The organism is Azoarcus sp. DN11 (genome assembly GCF_003628555.1).
GTDB lineage: Bacteria > Pseudomonadota > Gammaproteobacteria > Burkholderiales > Rhodocyclaceae > Aromatoleum.
Genome location: NZ_CP021731.1, coordinates 3,901,909 through 3,921,346, shown reverse-complemented (window position 1 = coordinate 3,921,346; position 19,438 = coordinate 3,901,909). Strand labels below are relative to the sequence as shown.

Sequence of the window (19,438 nt, the reverse complement as noted above, 5' to 3'; positions counted from 1 at the left end):
AGCCCTGTATTCAGCCTTGTGCGTGCGTGGTCAGTTGCCCGGCTTCCAGATCTGGCCGATCGACAGCGACTCGACCTTGCGGCGGCGCCCGTAGATGAAATTCACGAGCATGCGCGAGATCAGGATGGCGCTGAACATCGAGGTCAGGATGCCCAGGCAATGCACGACCGCGAAGCCGCGCACCGGACCCGAGCCGAACACCAGCAGCGCGATGCCGGCGATCAGCGTCGTGATGTTGGAGTCGAGAATCGTGTCGAACGCGCGCTCGTAGCCGGCATGGATCGCCGCTTGCGGCGTGGCGCCGTTGCGCAGTTCTTCGCGGATGCGTTCGTTGATCAGCACGTTCGCGTCGATCGCCATGCCCAGCGTGAGCGCCATGGCCGCGATGCCGGGTAGGGTCAGCGTCGCCTGCAGCAGCGACAGCAGCGCGACCAGCAGCAGCAGGTTCGCCGCCAGCGCGACCACCGACACCAGACCGAACAGCATGTAGTAGACGCTCATGAAGATCGCGATCGCGACGAAGCCCCACAGCGTCGAGTGGAAGCCCTTGGCGATGTTCTCGGCGCCGAGGCTCGGCCCGATGGTGCGCTCCTCGATGATTTCCATCGGCGCGGCGAGACTGCCGGCGCGCAGCAGCAGCGCGACGTCGCTCGCTTCCTGCGTCGTCATGCGACCGGAGATCTGCACGCGCCCGCCGCCGATCTCGGTGCGGATCACCGGCGCGGTCACGACTTCGCCCTTGCCCTTCTCGATCAGCAGGATCGCCATGCGCTTGCCGACGTTCTCGCGCGTGACGTCGCGGAAGATGCGGCTGCCGGCGGCGTCGAGCGTCAGATGCACCGCCGGTTCGTGCGTCTGACCGTCGAAGCCGGGTTGCGCGTCGGTGAGGCGGTCGCCCGTCAGCACGACCTGGTTCTTGACGAGGATCGGCGAGCCGCCGCGTTCGTTGTACAGCTCGGTGCCGAGCGGCACGCTGCCGGCCAGCGCGCCTTCGAGGGCGCCCGGCGTGTCATCGACGAGGCGCACTTCCAGCGTCGCGGTCCGGCCGAGGATGTCCTTCGCCTTGGCAACGTCCTGCACGCCGGGCAGCTGCACGACGATGCGGTCGAGGCCCTGCTGCTGGATCACCGGTTCGGCTACGCCCAGTTCGTTGATGCGGTTGTGCAGCGTGGTGATGTTCTGCTTGATGGCAAAGTCGCGGATGTTCTTCTGCGCGGCCTGCGACAGCGTCGCGACCAGCTTGAGATCGTCGGCGGCGTCGTCGCGGTCGGCGAGCTGCAGGTCCGCGGTGCTGGCGCCGATCGCCCTGCGCGCGGTATCGCGCTGCTGGGCATCGCGGAAGCGCAGCACGACATTGTTGCCTTCACGCGTGATGCCGGCGTGGCGCACGTTCTTGTCGCGCAGCAGCGTGCGCAGGTCGGCAGCGGTCGCGTCGAGGCGCTTCGTGATCGCGCCCGGCATATCGACCTGGAGCAGGAAGTGCACGCCGCCGCGCAGGTCCAGGCCGAGGTACATCGGCAGGGCGTGGATCGCAGTGAGCCAGCTCGGCGAGGCGGACAGCAGGTTCAGCGCGACGACGTAGGACGGGTCGTGCGGGTCGGGGTTCAGGCGCTTCTCGATGGCGTCCTTGGCGCGCAGCTGCACGTCGGTGTTCGGGACGCGCACGCGGATGCTGTTGGCATCGGTGAACAGCCCGGTGTGCTCGATCCGAGCGTCGTTGAGCGCCTGCTCGATCGTGCCCTTGAGCGAGGCGTCGAGCTTGAGGGTGGCCTTGCCGCTGGAAACCTGAACTGCCGGCACTTCGCCGTAGAAGTTGGGAAGGGTGTAGATCAGGCCGAAGAACAGGACCAGACCGATAAGGATGTTCTTCCAGAGCGGGTAGCGGTTCATGACATGGATGGGCTTGGAAAAAGGATGAGGCGGCTGGCCGCGGCGGCACGGGGCGGGCGGCTGGCCCGCGCCCCGTGCGCGGGGAGCTTACAGGGTCTTCAGCGTGCCCTTCGGCAGCACGGTGGCGACGGCCTGGCTCTGCACGAGGATATTGACGTTGTCGGCGACTTCGATGCGCAGGAAGCTTTCACCGACCTGGGTCACGCGCCCCGCAATGCCGCCCTGGGTGACGACCTCGTCGCCCTTGGCGAGCGCGGAGACCAACGCCTTGTGCTCCTTCGCGCGCTTCATCTGCGGGCGGATCATCAGGAACCACAGGACGATGAACATCAGGACCAGCGGCAGCATGCCCATCAGGCCGCTGGTGGGGTCGCCAGCGGCGGCAGCCTGGGCGTATGCGTTGGAAATGAACACGGGTGACTCCGGGTAGTTGCCTAAAACGGCGGATTATAGCAGCAGGCCCTGTCGCGCCTGTGGCAACCGGCGCGCGGGGAGTTGTGGTGCATTTCGCGGCTCCGAAGCCGCACATCATGCACCGGGAATTCAGGCAGTGCCGGTGCTGCGCTCGCTGCGGAAGCGGGCGACGTAGTCGGCGAAGCCGCCGTCCGCGATCGCCGCGCGCAGCGCGGCGGTGAGCGTCTGGTAATAGCGCAGGTTGTGGATCGTGTTGAGCATGCTGCCGAGGATCTCGCCCGCGCGGTGCAGGTGGTGCAGGTAGGCGCGGCTGAAGTTGCGGCAGGTGTAGCAGTCGCACGACGGGTCGAGCGGGCGGGTGTCCTGCTTGTGCACGGCGTTCTTGATCTTGATGTCGCCGAAGCGGGTGAACAGCCAGCCGTTGCGGGCGTTGCGCGTGGGCATCACGCAGTCGAACATGTCGATACCGGCGGCGACGCCGGCGACGATGTCCTCGGGGGTGCCGACCCCCATCAGGTAGCGCGGCTTGTGCTGCGGCAGGCGGGGCGCGGTGTGGGCGAGGATGCGCTCCATGTCCTCCTTCGGTTCGCCGACCGACAGGCCGCCGATGGCGTAGCCGTGGAAGCCGATGTCCTCGAGCGCGGCGAGCGACTCGTCGCGCAGGTCCTCGTACATGCCGCCCTGGACGATGCCGAAGAGCGCGTTGCGGTTCCCGAGACGGTCGAACTCGTCGCGCGAACGCTTCGCCCAGCGCTGCGACAGGCGCATCGACTTGGCCGCCTCGTCGCGCGTCGCGGGGTAGGGCGTGCATTCGTCGAAGATCATCACGATGTCGGAGTTCAGCGTGTGCTGGATCTGCATCGAGATCTCGGGCGTGAGCAGCAGCTTCGCGCCGTCGATGGGCGAGGCGAACTTGACGCCGTCCTCGCTGATCTTGCGCAGCGCGCCGAGGCTGAAGACCTGGAAGCCGCCCGAGTCGGTGAGGATGGGCTTGTCCCAGCCCATGAAGGCGTGCAGTCCGCCGTGCGCGGCGACGACGTCGAGGCCCGGCCGCAGCCACAGGTGGAAGGTGTTGCCGAGGCAGATCTGCGCGCCGACGTCGCCGAGCGCGGCAGGCGTCATCGCCTTGACCGTGCCGTAGGTGCCGACCGGCATGAAGACCGGGGTGTCGACGACGCCGTGGGCGAGCGTGAGGCGGCCGCGGCGCGCGGCGCCGTCCTGGGTGATCAGGTCAAATTGCATCGTTGCGGCGGGTGATGAACATCGCATCCCCGTAACTGAAGAATCGGTAGCCTTCGCGCACCGCGTGGGCGTACGCGCGACGGATGGGCTCGATGCCGGCGAAGGCCGACACGAGCATCAGCAGCGTCGACTTCGGCAGGTGGAAGTTGGTGATCAGTGCGTCGGCGACGCGGAAGCGGTAGCCGGGCAGGATGAAGAGCTCGGTTTCGCCGATGCCCGCCGTCAACTCGCCGTCCTGTGCCGCGCCTTCGAGTGCGCGCAGGCTGGTGGTGCCGACGGCGATGACGCGCTTGCCGGCGGCCTTCGTCGTCGCGATCGCATCGACCGTCTCCTGCGGGATCACGTAGCGTTCGCGATGCATGCGGTGTTCGCCGAGGTCGTTCACGCGCACCGGCTGGAAGGTGCCGGCGCCGACATGCAACGTGAGCCACGCGCCGTTCACCCCCATGCGGGCGAGGTCGGCCAGCATCTGCTGGTCGAAGTGCAGCCCGGCGGTGGGCGCCGCGACCGAGCCGGGTTCGCGCGCATACACGGTCTGGTAGCGCGATTCGTCGTGATCGTCGGCGGCGCGGTCGATGTAGGGCGGCAGCGGCAGCTTGCCGTGGCGTTCGAGCAGCGGCAGCAGGTCTTCGTTTTCGGGAAAGCGCAGGTGGAAGAATTCGCCGATGCGGCCGAGCACCGTGACGTCGAACGCGTCCGCGAGGCGCAGGCGTGCGCCGGCGCGCGGGGACTTGCTCGCGCGCACCTGGGCGATCGCCTCGTGCGGGCCGATCGCGCGCTCGACCAGCACCTCGACGTGGCCGCCGGTCTCCTTGACGCCGTACAGGCGTGCGTGGATCACGCGCGTGTCATTGAAGACGAGCAGGTCGCCGGGCTCGACGAGGGAGGGCAGGTCGCAGAAGCCGCGATCGTCCGCCCGGTCGCCGTCCAGCACCAGCAGGCGGCTCGCGCAGCGTTCGGCGAGCGGCGCCTGGGCAATCTGTTCGGGGGGGAGCAAATAGTCGAAATCGTCGAGAGTAAGTGACATGCGCTTGCTGCTGGCCGGGGCTTTCATGGATAATGCGGCGCTTCCCGGGCCGGGATGGCGGAATCGGTAGACGCAGCGGATTCAAAATCCGCCGCCGCAAGGTGTGTGGGTTCGAGTCCCACTCCCGGCACCAGTCTTTCTCGAACGGAAAGCGCAGCAAAGGTCGCGGATTTTAGCAGAGTTCGCGAGGTCCAATCTCCGCTGCGGTGTTCCGTTGCTTCCCTCTTCCTGTTCGACGTTCTTTTTCGGCCATCGGTGGTAAGCGCCCCATGCTGCGTTTCGGCGCTGGGGTATGTTGGGCCGGGCCGTCGGATTTCAAGTTCGAAAAAAACTGAACTCTGCTCATTGTCGATCTTCTTTTTTGGAAATCGTCGCGCGCCCATACTTCTCCAGCGGGCCGGCTTGCCGGTTCACCACGAAAGGAGATGCTGCAATGCGAATCGATCTGCAATGTAACGGTGTCGAAACGCCGTCCGGTCTGCGTGAGTATGTCGCACGGCGCATGAAGTTTGCCGTCGGCCGCTTCCGCGACCACATCCGGTGGGCGCGGGTCAAGGTGGCGGACGTGAACGGCCCGCGTGGCGGCGTGGACAAGCGTTGCGTGGTACAACTGCGCCTGCGCAACCTTCCCGACGTGATCTTCGCGATCACGGCGGCCGAAGCCCGGGCGGCGGTGGATGGCGCTGCCGATCGTGTGGCGCAGGTGCTGGCCCGCCGGCTCCAGCGGCAGCGGCGCGTCGTGCGCGGGCTGATGCCCGATGCGGTGCCGGCCGGCGCGTGACGGTGCCGCTCAAAACTCGAACAACGGAGGTAATCGCTCGATGGAAAACCGTATCGCAACCATAACCCGTTCGGAGGCCTCGGTCCTGTCGACCAACCGGGTCATCCGCAACACCTACCTGCTGCTGTCGATGACGCTCGCGTTCTCGGCTGCGACCGCCGGGCTCTCGATGGCGCTCGGCCTGCCGCATCCGGGCCTGATCATCACGCTGGTGGGCTACTTCGGCCTGCTGTTCCTGACGACCAAGTTTCGCGACAGCGGGCTGGGCGTGCTGTTCGTGTTCGCGCTGACCGGCTTCATGGGCTTCACGCTGGGGCCGATCGTGTCGAGGTATCTGGCGCTGCCCAACGGTCACCAGATCGTGATGCAGGCGATGGGCGGCACCGCGGCGATCTTCCTGGGGCTGTCGGCCTACGCGGTGACGACGCGCAAGGATTTCTCGTTCATGGGCGGTTTCCTGACCGTCGGCATCCTCGTCGCCTTCCTCGCCGGCCTCGGCGCGGTGTTCTTCTCGATGCCGGGCCTGTCGCTGGCGGTGTCGGCGATGTTCGTGCTGCTGATGTCGGGGCTGATCCTGTACGAGACCAGCAACATCATCCACGGCGGCGAGACGAACTACGTGATGGCGACCGTGACCCTGTACGTGACGATCTACAACCTCTTCACCAGCCTGCTGCAACTGCTGGGGGTCATGAACGACGATTGATCCCTTCCGCGCGAGCGGAAACCGGCGTCGCAGGAACGGGGCGGTTCGCGCAGGCGGGCCGCCCCGTTGCGTTTCGGTCGTTCCGAACGAGGCTTGGCCGGCCATTAAACCGGCAATCCATGGCGTTCGTGAGCCTGTCGAAGCCCTACCGAGCCTGGCCCGTCGACAAACTCTCGGTGAACGGGGGGTGACCTATTGAATTGCCGTGTTAGTGATGGGTAGGGCGCGTCCGTTCCCTGATGCGCAGCAGCAGCTTGCGCGCTTCGTCGAGCAGCAGGACGCTGGAGGCGGCGAGGATCGAGCGCAGCCAGTCGGCGGCGGCGAGCGCGGTGGTGCCGAAGATCTGCTGCGCCGGTGGCCAATTGACGACGACGGCCTGCAGTGCGAGGACGCCGCCGAGCGCGAGCCACAGCCGGCCGTTGCGCAGGAACTGGCGGTTGAAGGCGCTGCCGTGTTCGCGGCGGGCATTGAACACGTTGAAGAACTGGAACAGCACGAAGGTCGTGAAGGCGAGCGTGAGTGCGTAGCGTTCGCCGCGTGCGTCGAGTGCGGCGTGGAACAGCCACAGGGTGCCGACCATCATCGTGGCGCCGTACACGGCGAGGCGGACGAGCCGGCTCGGGGTAAGGATGTGGGCGCCCCGATGGCGCGGCGGCGCGCGCATGATGCCCGGGCGGGGGGGCTCCACGCCGAGCGTCATGGCTGGCGGTCCGTCCATGATGATGTTGATCCACAGGAGCTGGATCGCGGTGAAGGGCGAGGGGAGCCCCGCGAGCGTCGCGGCGAGCACGGTGAGGATGGCGCCGATGTTGGTCGACAGCTGGAAGCGCACGAACTTGACGATGTTGTCGAAGATGACGCGCCCTTCCTCGACGGCGCGCACGATGGTCGCGAAGTTGTCGTCGGTGAGCACCATCGTCGCGGCCTCGCGCGTCACCGCGGTGCCGGTGAGGCCCATCGCGATGCCGATGTCGGCGGCCTTGAGCGCGGGGGCGTCGTTCACGCCGTCGCCGGTCATCGCGACGACGTGCCCCTTGGCCTTGAGCGCCTTCACGATGCGGACCTTGTGCGTGGGCGAGACGCGCGCGAAGACGGCGATCGAGTCGATGCGGCGGGCGAGCGTCGCGTCGTCCGTCGCGTCGAGTTCGGCGCCGCTCGCCACCTCGCCCTCCAGCCCGAGCTCGCGCCCGATCGCGGCGGCGGTGGCCTTGTGGTCGCCGGTGATCATCTTGACGCGGATGCCCGCCAGGCGGCAGCGCCGGATCGCGGCGGCGGCTTCGGCACGCGGCGGGTCCATGAGGCCGGCGAGCCCGACGAAGGTCCAGCCGCGCGACCACGTCCACAGGTCGCCGGCGGGATCGAAATCGCTCGCGGGAATCCGCCGCCGGGCGACGGCGAGCACGCGCAGGGCCTGACTGGCGAGATGCTCGTTTTCGGCCGCGACCGTGGCGCGGACGGCATCGTCGAGCGGGCGCTCGCCGTCGCGCGCGAGCCACTGCGCCGAGCGGGCGAGCAGCACGTCGGGGGCGCCCTTGACGAACATTTCCACGCAGTCGCCGTGGTGGTGGAAGGTCGCCATGAACTTGTGCGCGGAGTCGAACGGGATCTCGGCGATGCGCGGGATGCGTTCCCGTTCGGCGGGCGGGTCGATGCCGCCTTTCTGTGCGAGCACCCACAGTGCGCCTTCGGTCGGATCGCCGACCAGGGTCGCGTCGCGCACGCTCGAGTCCGAGCACAGTGCCATCGGTAGCAGCAGCGGACGCAGGTCCGCGAGGCTGTCGCCGCAGATGCGGCCGTGCGGGTGGTAACCCTCGCCATCGACCGCGAAGCGGCAGCCCGCAAACCAGCCGCCGCGCGCGGTCATCTGGTTGAGCGTCAGCGTGCCGGTCTTGTCGGAGCAGATCACCGTGGCGCACCCGAGGGTTTCGACGGCGGCGAGTTTTTTGAGGATCGCGCCGTTCTGGGCCATGCGCCACATGCCGATCGCGAGGGTCACGGTGACGACCGCCGGCAGGCCTTCGGGGATCGCGGCGACGGCGAGCGCGACCGCCGTCATCGTCGCCTGCACCCAGGGCAGGCCGCGCGCAGCGTCGAGCGCGAAGATCACGGCGACGACGGCGCCCGCGATCATCGCGAGGCGCTTGCCCAGGGCGTCGAGCTGGCGCTGCAGCGGGGTCTCGCCGCTCTCGGCGGTGGCGATCATGCCCGCGAGTCCGCCCATCTCGGTCGCCATGCCGGTGGCGGTGACCAGCAGTTCGGCGCGTCCGCGGGTCAGCACCGTGTTCATGAACAGCAGGTTGGTGCGGTCGCCCAGCGGGAGATCGGGGGCGTCGAGTGTGTCGGTGATCTTGCCGGCGGCCTGCGACTCGCCGGTGAGGGCGGATTCGTCGACCTCGAGGTTGTGCGCGGCGAGGAGGCGGCCGTCCGCGGGCACGCGGTCGCCCGCTTCGAGCAGCACGATGTCGCCCGGAACCAGCGTGGCGGCGTCGACGTCGCGCAGCTGCCCGTCGCGGCGGACGCGTGCGCGCGCGGCGAGCATGTCCTTGAGCGCCGCGAGCGTGCGCTCGGCGCGGTGCTCCTGCCAGAAGCCCAGGCTCGCATTGAGCAGGACCACGACCAGGATCACCAGCGCGTCCTTGAGTTCGCCGATGGCCCACGCCAGCGCCGACGCGAAGATCAGCACGGCGATGAGGAAGCTGCGGAACTGGTCGAGGAACTTGAGCCAGGCGGGGCGGGGCGGGGCCTCGGCGAGGCGGTTTTCGCCGCTGTGGACGAGGCGGTCGGCCGCGTCGGCGCTGCCGAGTCCGTGCTCAGGATCGACTTCGAGCGCGGCGGCGGCCGTGGCCGCGCTGAGGGTGTGCCACCGGGTGTCGGTGCTCATCGCCGGGTCGTCCTCGGATTTGGCGGCGCCGGCGCGATGTCCCGCGCGCCGTCGTCGTCATTCGGTCGGCTGCGTGCCGGGCGGGGAGGGGGATTCCTGTTCGGCGGAGATCTCGACCAGGCGCGTCGCGAGCACCTTGTCGATGCGCTTGCCGTCGAGGTCGACGACTTCCAGCCGCCAGTCCTCCCAGGTCGTCACGTCGCCGGTGTGGGGAATGCGCCCGAGCAGCCACATCACCATGCCGCTGAGCGTGTGGTAGCGGCCCTTGTCCTCCTCGGGGACGGCCCTGATCTCGAGGCGGTCCTTGAGTTCGGGGATGGGGATCATGCCGTCGAGCAGCCACGAGCCGTCCTCGCGCTGCACCGCCCACGCCTCGTCGAGGCTGGCCGGCCGGAACTCGCCGGTGACGGCCTCGAGCACGTCCTGCAACGTGACCACGCCCTGGATCTCGCCGTACTCGTCGATCACGAACACCATGTGGGTGCTGGAGGCGCGGAACTGGTCGAGGAGTTCCATGCCGGTGAGCGACTCGGGTACGTAGATCGCGGGCTCGAGCTGCTTCGTGAGATCGGGCTGGCCGCCCTTGAGCGTCTGGTTGAAGAGCTGCTTCGACGAGATGATGCCGAGGATGTCGTCGAGGCCGCCGCGGCACACGGGGAAGCGCGAGTGCTCGGATTCGGCCATGCGCGCGAGGTTGTCGTCGAGCGGCTGGTTGGTGTCGAGCCACACGACGTCGGCGCGCGGCACCATCAGCGAGGCGATCTGGCGCTCGTCGAGGCGGAAGACGTTGCGCACCATCTCGTGTTCGTTCTTCTCGATGACGCCCGCTTCCGACCCTTCCTCGAGGAGGGCGTGGATCTCTTCCTCGGTGACCGCCGGCGCCGCCTCGTCGCGCTTGCCCAGCAGCGTGAGGAGCAGTGCCGTCGACCAGCTGAGCAGGCGCACGAAGGGGCGCGAGGCGACTGCGAGTGCATTCATCGGCCGGGCGACGAGGCGCGCGATGCCTTCGGGGTTGATCTGCCCGACGCGTTTCGGGACCAGTTCACCGACGACGATGGAGACGTAGGTGATCACCACGACGACCAGCACGGTGGAGCCGATTTCGCTCGGGCGCTGGGCGAGTCCGAACTCCTCCAGCCAGCGGGCGAGCGGTGCGGCGAGGGCGGCCTCGCCGACGATGCCGTTGAGGATGCCGATCGAGGTGATGCCGATCTGGATCGTCGACAGGAAGCGCGTGGGCTCCTCGCCCAGCTTGATCGCGACCGCCGCGGCCGCGTCGCCGTCCTCGGCAAGGCGCGTCAGGCGTGCGCGGCGGGCGGTGACGAGGGCGATCTCGGACATGGCGAAGACCCCGTTGATCAGGATCAGGGCGACGAGAATGATGATTTCCATTTTCGCTGGCTATGCAGGGTAGGGGCACGTGGTGCGTGCCGGCGCGCGCAGCGGGCGTGCGCGAAACGCCATGAGGGATGGCGTGAATGCGGCGGGGAGCGACCGGGCGGCCGCGGGAGCCGGGTGCCGGGCGCGGGCACTGCAGGCGGGCACGCAGCGTGCCCGGAGGAGGCGGGTGTCGGAGCGCGCCGGGCAACATCGGCCGAGCGAGGCGCGCGCGCGTTGACCCGGGTGGCTTGCCTGGCGGGGCCTGCGGCGCGGACGATGCGAATTTCGACTACCCATAGCGCGGAGTTCGTGCAGCCCCCGCTACTCCTTCCTTTTGTGCTGAATATCCGCATGATGCATCAGCGGCGGTGCCGCTGTCACGCATGCGGGGGAAGTCCGCACTGCGACGATGGCGTATGAAAGGTTACAATGGCGCGTTTTGGTCATTGGGAACGGGGCGGATGAAGACCACCTTTCTGGATTTCGAACAGCCGATTGCCGATCTCGAAGAGAAGATCGAGAAGCTGCGATTCGTGCAGGACGACTCGGCGGTGGATATCTCGGAGGAAATTTCGCGCCTCGAAGCCAAGAGCGAATCGCTGACGAAGGATCTGTACGCCAAGCTCACCCCCTGGCAGATCGCCCAGGTGGCGCGCCATCCGCAGCGCCCCTACACGCTCGATTACGTGCGCCACATCTTCACCGATTTCCAGGAACTGCACGGCGACCGGGCATATGCCGACGACAAGGCGATCGTCGGTGGCCTGGCGCGCTTCAACGGCCAGAGCTGCATCGTGATCGGGCACCAGAAGGGGCGCGACACGAAGGAAAAGATCCTGCGCAACTTCGGCATGCCGCGGCCGGAAGGCTACCGCAAGGCGCTGCGCCTGATGCGCACGGCGGAGAAGTTCGGGCTGCCGGTGTTCACCTTCATCGACACGCCGGGCGCCTATCCCGGCATCGGCGCCGAGGAGCGCGGGCAGTCGGAGGCGATCGGCCGCAACCTGTACGTGATGGCGGAGCTCAAGGTGCCGATCATCGCGACGGTGATCGGCGAAGGCGGTTCGGGCGGCGCGCTGGCGATCGCGGTGGGCGACCAGCTGCTGATGCTGCAGTACTCGACGTATTCGGTGATTTCGCCGGAGGGCTGCGCATCCATCCTGTGGAAGAGCGCGGAGAAGGCCCCCGAGGCGGCCGAGACGATGGGCATCACGGCGGCGCGCCTGAAGTCGCTCGGCCTGATCGATCGTGTCGTCAACGAACCGGTGGGCGGCGCGCACCGGGACCATCGCGTCATGTCGCAATCGCTCAAGCGCGCACTGCAAGATGCGTTGCGGCAGGTCTCCGACCTGTCGCCGGCCGAACTCGTCGACCGGCGTCTGGAGCGCCTGATGGGTTATGGCCGCTTCAAGGAACAGAACGCCGCCTGAACGGCGGCTCGAGGAGGCCGTCGCCGCCGTGCTGGCGGCGGCCCGCGTCGCGCCCGGCCAGGCCGTGTGCGTGGCGCTGAGCGGCGGGGTCGATTCGACCGTGCTGCTGCACATCCTGGCCGGGCTGCGCGCGTCCGGCGGTTATTCCCTTGCCGCGGCCCATGTCCACCACGGCCTGAGCCGCAACGCGGATGCGTGGCTGGAAGCCTGCCGCGCCTCCTGTGATGCCCTCGGCGTCACCTTCCACGCCTTTCGCGAACGGGTCGATCGCGATGATCCCGCCGGTATCGAAGCCGCTGCGCGCGCCGTGCGCCATGCGGCGCTGGCGCGGGTGCCTTGCGACTGGCTCGCCTTCGGCCACCATCAGGACGACCAGGCCGAGACGCTGATGTTCCGGCTGCTGCGCGGTGCCGGGGTGCGCGGCGCGGCGGCGATGGCGGCGGTCGAGCCGGGGCGGCTGCGCCCGCTGCTCGGGGTGCGGCGCGCCGACATCGTCACCTACGCGCGCGTGCGCGGGCTGGCGTGGGTCGAGGACGAGAGCAACGCGGACCTGCGCTATGCGCGCAACCTCCTGCGCCATCGCGTCATGCCGCTGCTGGCGGAGCACTTTCCCGGTGCCGTGCCGGCGCTTGCGCGCGCGAGCGGGCAGTTCCGCGAGGCGGAAGGGTTGCTGGAGGACCTTGCCGGCATCGACGAGCGTGCCTGCGGCGGGAAGAGGCTCGATCGTGCCGCGCTGCTGCGCCTGTCGGACGAGCGCGTGCGTAACCTGCTGCGCTGGCAGTTGCGGGCGCTGGGGTTGCAGGCCCCGGCGCGGACTCGGCTGGTCGAGGTGGTGCGCCAGTTGCGCGAGATCGTCGAGGATGCGCACCGGTTGCCGCTGGGTGCGGCCGCGTGCTGCGTCTATCGCGGCAGTGTCTGGCTGGAGGCGGAGTCCGGCGGCCCCGAGCCGTCGCCGGTGGCGTGGCGAGGGGAACGGGAACTGTCCTGGGGGGCGGGCAAGGTGGTCTTTGCGGACGCGGTCGGCGCAGGGCTGAGCCGGGCGGCGCTGGAGCGGGCGCGGGAGGTCGTGCTGAGTCCGCGCTGGAGCGGGCTCGCGCTGCGCGAAGGCGAGGGGCGGCCGCGGCGCAGTTTCAAGAACCTGTGCCAGGAAGCGGGGATCCCCGCGTGGCTGCGCGAGCGCCTGCCGGTGCTGCGGGTGGATGGCGAGGCGGCGTGGATCGGGGAGATCGGAGTCGCGGCCGAATTCCGCTGCGCGCCGGGCGAGCCGGGACTCGTTCCGGTCTGGGAGCGCTGAATGGCCACGCTGCGGCGGCCGTCCCCGTGATCAGAAGCCTTCGTTGAAGCCGCGCATCTGGCGACGCGCCTTCTTCGTCGGCCGTCCGCGCAGATCGCTGCCGGGGACCGGTGCGAGGCGCCGGTCTTCCTTTTCGGCCGCGCGGCGGGCGCTGCTTTCGGACGTTTCCTCGTACAGCTGCTGCGCCTCGACGGCAGGACGGCGTTGTTCGTTGAGTCCACGCACGATGACGGTCCATTGCGTGCCGCCCGCGACGATGTCGAGGCTGTCGCCGACGCGCAACTCGCGGGCGGGCTTCACTGCCTGGCCGTTGAGCCTGACGTGCCCGCCTTCGATCGCCTGGCTGGCGAGCGAGCGCGTCTTGAAGAAGCGCGCGGCCCACAGCCATTTGTCGATGCGCATGCGCTCGACCGCGGAGTGGTGAGCGTGACGGTGATCGGGGGGCGGCACGATGAAGCGGATTCCGGCGAGGGTCAGAGTGTGCGGTTGCGCACCAGGTTGACGAGTTGCGCGAGCTCGACCGCGGAGCGCACTTCCATCTTCTCGAACACCTTGGAGCGGTGGGCTTCCACGGTCCGCATCGAGATGCACAGTTCGTCGGCGATGACCTTGTTGAACTTGCCGGCGAGGATCAGCTCCATCACTTCCTGCTCGCGCGCGGTGAGCAGGGCGAGGCGCGCCTCCACCGTTTCGCGGGTGGCCTCGGCGCGCTGGTTGTTCGCGTCGATCTCCAGCGCGCGCATGACGATGTCGACGAGATCGCTGTCGTTGAAGGGTTTTTCGATGAAGTCGAACGCGCCCTTCTTCAGCGCGGCGACGGCCATCGGCACGTCGCCGTGGCCGGTGATGAAGATGACGGGCAGCTGGTTGCCGCGCTGGCGCAGTACGTCGAAGCACTCGAGGCCGCTCATGCCTTCCATGCGGATGTCGAGCACGACGCAGCCGCGCCAGCCGGGCTGGAGCGCCTCGAGGAAGCTCTCGGCGCCCGACCACGTCGCGCACGCGACATCGCGCGTCTTGAACAGCCACTGCAGCGCGTCGCGGATGGCTTCGTCGTCGTCGATGATGTGGGCGCAAGGCTGAGTCATGAGGATTCCACGGGTAGCGACAGCGTGAAGATGGTACCGCCGTCGGGGTTGATTTCGAAACCGAGCCGGCCGTGGTGCAGTTCGGCGATGGAGCGGCAGATGTTGAGCCCCATGCCCATGCCTTCGGCCTTGGTCGTGAAGAAGGGCTCGAACAGCCGGCGGGCGGTTTCGGGGTCGATGCCGGTGCCGTTGTCGGCAACGCGCACGACGAGCATGTCGCCCTCGCGCCGGGTGCTCACGCGCATGGTGCGCCGCGACGGCGGGTTGTCGCGCATGGCGTCCATGCCGTTACGCACGAGGTTCACGATGACCTGCTCGATCATCACCGGGTCGGCCGCCACGGCCGGCAGCGATTCGTCTAGCTCGGTTTCGATGCGCATGCCGCGTTTGGCCGAATCGGCCTCGATGAGGCCGATCGCCTCGCGGATCATCAGGTTGAGGTCGAGCGGTTCGCGCTTGGGCTCGGCGCGGCGCACGAAGTCGTGCACGCGGCGGATGATGTCGCCGGCGCGGCGCGCCTGGCGGCCGATGCGGTCGAAGATGTCCCTGAACTCCTCGCGGTCGAGCGCGGGCTGCTCGAGGCGGTTGAGGCAGCCCGTGTTGTAGCTGGCGATCGCCGCGAGCGGCTGGTTGAGTTCGTGCGCGAGGGTCGAGGCCATCTCGCCCATCGTGATCAGGCGGGAGGTGGCCTGGAGGCGTTCTTCCTGCTGGCGTGCGAGTTCCTCGGCGCGTTTCTGGGCGGTGATGTCGAGCAGCGAGCCCATCCAGCCGGTGTGCCGTCCCGCGGCGTCGATCAGCGGGGCTTCGAAGATCAGGGCGTCGAAACGCTCGCCGTTCTTGCGCCGCAGGCACAGTTCGAAGCCTTCGGGCGGGGCGTTGCCGCCGAGGACGCGGTCGTGGACCTCCTGCGTCTGCACGAGGAAGTCGGGGTCCCAGTAGGGCATCGGCGGCGTGCAGCCGACGAGTTCCTCGGCGCTGTAGCCGACCATCTTGCAGAAGGCGGGGTTCACGTAAGTGATGCGGCCGTTGCGGTCGCGGGCGCGCAGGCCGGTGAGCATGGAGTCTTCCATCGCCCGGCGGAACAGGGATTCGCTGCGCAGGGCCTGCTCTGCCCGGTGGCGGCGCTGCAGTTCGCGGCGCAGCTGCAGCACGCTCCAGATCAGGATGCCGCCGAGCAGCAGGATGGAGCCGATCAGCAGGACCTGGACCCAGCGCGTCTCGCCGCGGTAGGCGGTGACCTGCAGCGTGAGGCCGTCGCCGGGCGGATCGAACGCCATCGAATAGCTCTGCCGGTCGGACAGCGGCGCCACCTTGGACTTCGACACGAGCTCGCGTCCGCCGCTGTCGAGCACGCTTACGCGGTAGCGTTCAGCGAACCACCACGGCAGCTCGTCCGTGACGAGCTCGCGCAGGGAATAGACCCCCACCATCGCGCCCGCGAAGCCGTTTTCGGAGTAGATCGGGACATGCACCTCGAATTGCTGGCGGCCGCCGGCGGCGTAGACCTGGCCGTAGACGCGCCGTCCCAGCGCCTGGGCGAGCCGGAAGCGCGCAGCCGACTGCTCGCTCAGCGGTTCGCCGAGCGTCTCTCTGTCGCCGATGGGCGGCAGCGCGCCCCGCATGTGGCCGGCGGCGTCGAGCCACACCACGCGCACGAGGCCGTTCTCCGAGCGTACGAGCTGGCGCAGTGCGGCGGAGGTCTGCGACGGGTGGCGGTTGGTGGGAGAAAGGATGTCTTGTCCGATCTGCTCGAGTTGCGAGGCGTTGCGCTCGAGCTTGAACTGCAGGTTCTGCTCCATCCACAGCACGTCGTTGATGAGCGTCGCGCGCTGCTCCTCCTCATCGTAGGCGCGCGTGAACCAGACGAGCGCGGCGATCACCACGAGGAACAGCAGCACGGTCAGGTACGGCACGGCCGTGAGCCAGCGCTGCCGGGTGGTCAGGGCGACGGTCGCGCGGGGGCTCATCGGCGGGGGGACGGTGTCCATGTTGTGGATAACCACAATGTTATAGGTCGGGGGCGGTTCATAAACTGAAACAAGTGTCCGGCGCTTCCAGTTGCTGCACGGCATCTGCCCGGACATGGGGCATACATATAACTAAGCAATTTGGAGGAGATAGGGGATGAAAATCCGCGCCCTTTTCATTGGTCTCGTCGCCATGGGGCTGTCCGCTGCTGCGGTCGCCGCCGAGCCCATCGTGATCAAGTTCAGCCACGTCGTCGCCAACGACACGCCCAAGGGCAAGGCGGCCGACAAGTTCAAGGAACTTGCCGAGAAGTACACCAGGGGTGCCGTCAAGGTCGAAGTCTACCCGAACAGCACGCTGTACAAGGACAAGGAAGAAATGGAGGCGCTGCAGTTGGGCGCAGTCCAGATGCTCGCGCCTTCGCTGGCGAAGTTCGGTCCGCTGGGCGTGAAGGAATTCGAGGTCTTCGACCTGCCGTACATCTTCGACGGCTATGACGATCTGCACAAGGTCACCCAGGGACCGGTCGGCAAGCTGCTGCTCGGCAAGCTCGAGGGGCGCGGCATCAAGGGCCTGGCGTTCTGGGACAACGGCTTCAAGTCGTTCTCGGCCAACACCCCGATCAAGGCGCCCGGGGACCTGAAGGGCAAGAAGCTGCGCGTGCAGTCGTCCAAGGTGCTCGAGGAGCAGATGCGCACGCTGGGCGCGATCCCGCAGGTGATGGCGTTCTCCGAGGTGTACCAGGCGCTGCAGACGGGCGTCGTCGATGGCACCGAAAACCCGCATTCGAACCTATACACCCAGAAGATGCACGAGGTGCAGAAGTACATGACCCTGACCGACCACGGTTACCTGGGTTATGCGGTGATCACCAACAAGAAGTTCTGGGACGGCCTGCCGGCCGACGTGCGCGGCGAGCTCGAGCGGGCGATGAAGGAGTCGACCGAATACGCCAACAAGATCGCCCGCGAGGAGAACGACAAGGCGCTGGAAGCGGTGCGCGCCTCGGGCAAGACGCAGATCTACAAGCCGACCGACGCCGAGAAGCTGGCGTTCAAGAAGGCGCTGGTGCCGGTGCACAAGAAGATGGAGTCGCGCATCGGGGCCGACATCATCAAGGAAATCTACAAGGAAACCGGGTTCGATCCGAACAAGCTGTAATTTTCGCCGTCCGTAAAAACGACTCATAGCCACTACGGCAGGTTCCCGGCCTCGATCCGTCGCGGCCGGGGTTGGCGTACGACGGGAGAATTGCATGCTCAAGGTACTCGATCGCCTGGAGGAGGCGATCATCGCCTTCCTCATCGGGGGGGCGACGTTGCTCATCTTCGTGGCGGTGATCCATCGCCATCTCGCGGGGATGTCCATTCCCCTGATCCAGGACTGGCTGCTGAGCCTCAACTTCGGCTGGGCCCAGGAACTGTGCATCATCATGTTCGTGTGGATGGCCAAGTTTGGCGCGGCCTACGGCGTGCGCACCGGCATCCACGTCGGCGTCGATGTCGTCGTCAATCGCCTCGAAGAATCCAAGCGGCGCAAATTCATCCTTTTCGGCCTGCTCGCCGGTGCGCTCTTCACCGGCACCGTCGCGGCGCTCGGAGCGCGCTTCATTTGGGACAACGGCATGCACTACGCCGTGCTCCACACACTCGGGATGGACCCGGGCGACGTGCCCGAAGGGCCGACCACGCCCGACCTCGAATGGCCGACCTGGATCGTCTATAGCGCCATTCCGCTCGGCTCCGCGCTGATGTGCTTCCGCTTCCTGCAGGTGGCCTGGAGCTTCTACCTGACGGGCGAGCTGCCGCATCACGACCACGCCCATGTCGAGGGGCTGGAGGAAGGTCTGCCGCAGGTGGACGTCAATCCCTACGACATGGACGACAACCTCCACCTGCATGACCTCAAGCACGAGATGATGGGCGACGACGCCACCAGGAAGGGGGGCCGGCAATGAGCTCCGCATTCCTCTTCGGCCTCCTCATCGCCCTGATGCTGACGGGCATGCCGATCTCCATCTCGCTCGGCCTCACCGTCCTCACCTTCCTCTTCACGATGACGCAGGTGCCGCTCGACTCGGTGGCGCTGAAGCTGTTCACCGGCATCGAGAAGTTCGAGATCATGGCGGTGCCCTTCTTCATCCTCGCCGGCAACTTCCTCACCCACGGCGGCGTCGCGCGAAGGATGATCAACTTCGCGTCCTCCTTGATCGGGCACTTCTACGGCGGCCTCGCGCTCGCGGGGATCATGGCCTGCGCGATGTTCGCGCTGGTGTGCGGATCGAGCGTCGCCACGGTCGTCGCGATCGGCTCGATCGTGCTGCCGGCGATGGTGCAGGCGGGTTACCCGATGCGCTTCGGCGCGGGCGTCATCACGGTCGCGGGGTCGCTCGGCATCCTGATGCTGCCGTCGATCCCGAAAGTGATCTACGCGATCTCGACCAACACCTCGATCGGTGCCTTGTTCGTTGCGGGCCTCTTGCCGGGGATCCTGCTCACGCTGATGCTGTGCGGCGTGACCTGGTATATCGCCAGGAAGAACGACTACCCGCGCCTGCCGAGGAAGGGCTGGGGCGAACGCTGGAAGGCCTTCCGCGAGAGCGTCTGGGGCCTGATGATCGTCGTCATCATCATCGGCGGCATCTACTCCGGCGTCTTCACGGCGACCGAGGCGGCGGCGGTGAGCGCGGTGTATGCATTCTTCGTGTCGGTGTTCGTCTACAAGGACATGGGCTTCAAGGACGTGCCGAAGGTGCTGATCAACTCGGCCAACATGTCGGCGATGCTGCTCTACATCATCACGAACGCGGCGCTGTTCTCGTTCATCATGACCAACGAGAACATCCCGCAGGCGCTCGCGGGCTGGATGCTGGCGAAGGACCTGAACTGGATCTCTTTCCTGCTGATCGCGAACCTGATGCTGCTTCTCGCGGGCAACTTCATGGAGCCCTCGTCGATCATCCTGATCATGGCGCCGATCCTCTATCCGACCGCGGTGGCGCTGGGCATCAACCCGGTGCACCTCGGCATCCTGATCGACGCCAACATGGAAGTCGGCCTGTGCCATCCGCCGGTGGGCCTGAACCTGTACGTCGCGTCGGGCATCTCGCGGCTGGGCATCACCGAGATGACCAAGGCGGTGATGCCGTGGCTGATCACGTTGCTGGCCTTCCTCGTGATCGTCACCTATTGGCCGGAGCTGTCGATCTGGCTGCCGCGGGCGATGGGGATGATGTAACACGCGATGTCGTCGCGGCTCGCAGCGAAGCCTGCTCCCGGGAGCAGACTTTTTTTCGCCCTGCGCGGGGCTAGAATAGCCTGAGATCCGCGGTGCCGTG

General features: G+C 67.5%; 16 protein-coding genes and 1 tRNA gene. 8 read left to right on the top strand and 9 right to left on the bottom strand.

Going from position 1 to position 19,438, the window contains the following annotated elements; translation table 11 throughout:
* Positions 1-30: 30 nt before the first annotated feature.
* The 4 genes from secD to queA form a co-directional block, all read right to left on the bottom strand.
* A complete protein-coding gene (gene secD, locus CDA09_RS18120; protein WP_121429924.1) occupies positions 31-1,890 on the bottom strand; it encodes a protein translocase subunit SecD in 1,860 nt (619 codons plus the stop codon).
* Positions 1,891-1,977: 87 nt separating this feature from the next.
* Complete coding sequence (yajC, locus tag CDA09_RS18115; protein WP_121429923.1) at positions 1,978-2,304, bottom strand: preprotein translocase subunit YajC; 327 nt, start codon at positions 2,302-2,304, stop codon at positions 1,978-1,980.
* 129 nt (positions 2,305-2,433) lie between these two features.
* Positions 2,434-3,546 carry a tRNA guanosine(34) transglycosylase Tgt gene (gene tgt / locus CDA09_RS18110; protein ID WP_121429922.1) on the bottom strand — a complete coding sequence of 371 codons (1,113 nt, stop codon included), beginning with the start codon at positions 3,544-3,546 and terminating at the stop codon, positions 2,434-2,436.
* Positions 3,536-4,573 (bottom strand): tRNA preQ1(34) S-adenosylmethionine ribosyltransferase-isomerase QueA, encoded by a 1,038-nt coding sequence (gene queA / locus CDA09_RS18105; RefSeq protein ID WP_121430923.1) that lies wholly within the window; start codon positions 4,571-4,573, stop codon positions 3,536-3,538. The genes tgt and queA overlap by 11 nt, the downstream gene beginning before the upstream one ends.
* A 48-nt stretch (positions 4,574-4,621) precedes the next feature.
* Between queA and CDA09_RS18100 the strand changes: the two genes are divergently transcribed.
* The 3 genes from CDA09_RS18100 (at position 4,622) to CDA09_RS18090 (ending at position 6,060) form a co-directional block, all read left to right on the top strand.
* Positions 4,622-4,706, top strand: a tRNA-Leu gene (locus tag CDA09_RS18100).
* Positions 4,707-5,006: 300 nt separating this feature from the next.
* Positions 5,007-5,354, top strand: coding sequence for an HPF/RaiA family ribosome-associated protein (locus CDA09_RS18095; RefSeq protein WP_121429921.1), 348 nt, complete (start codon positions 5,007-5,009; stop codon positions 5,352-5,354).
* 40 nt (positions 5,355-5,394) lie between these two features.
* Positions 5,395-6,060 (top strand): Bax inhibitor-1/YccA family protein, encoded by a 666-nt coding sequence (locus CDA09_RS18090; protein ID WP_121429920.1) that lies wholly within the window; start codon positions 5,395-5,397, stop codon positions 6,058-6,060.
* Positions 6,061-6,268: 208 nt separating this feature from the next.
* On the opposite strand, the gene CDA09_RS18085 is transcribed toward CDA09_RS18090, so the two are convergent.
* Both CDA09_RS18085 and CDA09_RS18080 read right to left on the bottom strand, forming a co-directional pair.
* Positions 6,269-8,941 carry a cation-translocating P-type ATPase gene (locus CDA09_RS18085; protein WP_121429919.1) on the bottom strand — a complete coding sequence of 891 codons (2,673 nt, stop codon included), beginning with the start codon at positions 8,939-8,941 and terminating at the stop codon, positions 6,269-6,271.
* A 57-nt stretch (positions 8,942-8,998) separates the two neighbouring features.
* Positions 8,999-10,333: a hemolysin family protein gene (locus CDA09_RS18080; RefSeq protein WP_121429918.1), complete on the bottom strand. Its 1,335-nt coding sequence runs from the start codon at positions 10,331-10,333 to the stop codon at positions 8,999-9,001.
* 449 nt (positions 10,334-10,782) lie between these two features.
* On the opposite strand from CDA09_RS18080, the gene CDA09_RS18075 reads away from it, so the two are divergent.
* Both CDA09_RS18075 and tilS read left to right on the top strand, forming a co-directional pair.
* Entirely contained in the window at positions 10,783-11,751 is a 969-nt protein-coding gene (locus CDA09_RS18075; protein WP_121429917.1) for an acetyl-CoA carboxylase carboxyltransferase subunit alpha, read from the top strand.
* The gene (gene tilS, locus CDA09_RS18070) at positions 11,720-13,045 is read left to right on the top strand and encodes a tRNA lysidine(34) synthetase TilS (protein ID WP_164844436.1); all 1,326 of its coding nucleotides are present in this window, start codon (positions 11,720-11,722) and stop codon (positions 13,043-13,045) included. The genes CDA09_RS18075 and tilS overlap by 32 nt, the downstream gene beginning before the upstream one ends.
* Positions 13,046-13,075: 30 nt before the next feature.
* Here tilS and CDA09_RS18065 read toward each other — a convergent pair whose 3' ends face one another.
* The 3 genes from CDA09_RS18065 to CDA09_RS18055 all read right to left on the bottom strand — a co-directional run bounded on the left by CDA09_RS18065 (position 13,076) and on the right by CDA09_RS18055 (position 16,121).
* On the bottom strand, positions 13,076-13,447 hold the full coding sequence (locus CDA09_RS18065; protein ID WP_121429915.1) for an RNA-binding S4 domain-containing protein: 372 nt from the start codon (positions 13,445-13,447) through the stop codon (positions 13,076-13,078).
* A gap of 71 nt (positions 13,448-13,518) precedes the next feature.
* The gene (locus CDA09_RS18060) at positions 13,519-14,133 is read right to left on the bottom strand and encodes a response regulator transcription factor (RefSeq protein ID WP_121429914.1); all 615 of its coding nucleotides are present in this window, start codon (positions 14,131-14,133) and stop codon (positions 13,519-13,521) included.
* Positions 14,130-16,121, bottom strand: a complete 1,992-nt coding sequence (locus tag CDA09_RS18055; RefSeq protein ID WP_121429913.1) for a PAS domain S-box protein — start codon at positions 16,119-16,121, stop codon at positions 14,130-14,132. The genes CDA09_RS18060 and CDA09_RS18055 overlap by 4 nt, the downstream gene beginning before the upstream one ends.
* 136 nt (positions 16,122-16,257) lie before the next feature.
* Between CDA09_RS18055 and CDA09_RS18050 the strand changes: the two genes are divergently transcribed.
* The 3 genes from CDA09_RS18050 to CDA09_RS18040 all read left to right on the top strand — a co-directional run bounded on the left by CDA09_RS18050 (position 16,258) and on the right by CDA09_RS18040 (position 19,338).
* Complete coding sequence (locus CDA09_RS18050; protein WP_121429912.1) at positions 16,258-17,262, top strand: TRAP transporter substrate-binding protein; 1,005 nt, start codon at positions 16,258-16,260, stop codon at positions 17,260-17,262.
* A gap of 94 nt (positions 17,263-17,356) precedes the next feature.
* Positions 17,357-18,058: a TRAP transporter small permease gene (locus CDA09_RS18045; RefSeq protein ID WP_121429911.1), complete on the top strand. Its 702-nt coding sequence runs from the start codon at positions 17,357-17,359 to the stop codon at positions 18,056-18,058.
* On the top strand, positions 18,055-19,338 hold the full coding sequence (locus CDA09_RS18040; RefSeq protein WP_121429910.1) for a TRAP transporter large permease: 1,284 nt from the start codon (positions 18,055-18,057) through the stop codon (positions 19,336-19,338). Before CDA09_RS18045 ends, CDA09_RS18040 begins: the two co-directional genes overlap by 4 nt.
* The last annotated feature ends 100 nt before the right edge of the window (positions 19,339-19,438 follow it).